Origin of the sequence: Aeromonas sp. HMWF016 (genome assembly GCF_963878195.1) — a bacterium.
Classification (GTDB): domain Bacteria; phylum Pseudomonadota; class Gammaproteobacteria; order Enterobacterales; family Aeromonadaceae; genus Aeromonas; species Aeromonas lacus.
Window position 1 is genome coordinate 32,916 of record NZ_CAWNWX010000013.1, and the last position, 511, is coordinate 33,426.

Sequence of the window (511 nt, forward strand, 5' to 3'; positions counted from 1 at the left end):
AGAGCGAGCTCTTGCCACAGCCGCTTGGGCCCATCAGGGTCAACACCTCGCCTGGCGCCACCTGCAGGGCGGGCAGCGAGAGCAGCAGGTTGTCCTCCAGATAGAGGCGAAGGGGCGTGGTGCTCAGCATGGCGTTGGTTCCATGGTCAGTGTTCATCGTTAGCCGCCCCCTTTGAGTGCCGGGTTGAGTCGGGCCGGCAGCCAGAGCGCCAGCAGATAGATAAGAAGCGGCAGCAGCAGTTGCAGCAGGCCGTAGAGACCCGCCAGCCGCCGGTTGAGGCCGCTGCCGATGGCCACTGCCTCGGTGGTGATGGTGACCACCCGGCCTGCGCCAAACAGCAGGGTCGGCAGGTATTGTGCGAGGCTTACCGCCGCCCCTACCGCAAAGGCAAACAGTAGCGGGCGCGCCAGCAGCGGTGCTTTGACCTGCCACCAGGCTCGCCACGGGGTCGCCCCCAGTAGCAGGGCGCTCTGGGTGATCCGCGGGTCGAACTGGCGATAGGGGCCGTGC

1 protein-coding gene and 1 pseudogene are annotated in these 511 nt (G+C 66.9%); both read right to left on the bottom strand.

Annotated elements, in window-relative coordinates; translation table 11 throughout:
- On the bottom strand, positions 1–130 hold a 130-nt coding region (locus AACS24_RS01465), incomplete at its 3' end, for an ATP-binding cassette domain-containing protein (protein ID WP_339373331.1).
- 29 nt (positions 131–159) lie between these two features.
- A pseudogene (locus AACS24_RS01470) lies at positions 160–511 on the bottom strand (ABC transporter permease); the annotation flags it as partial.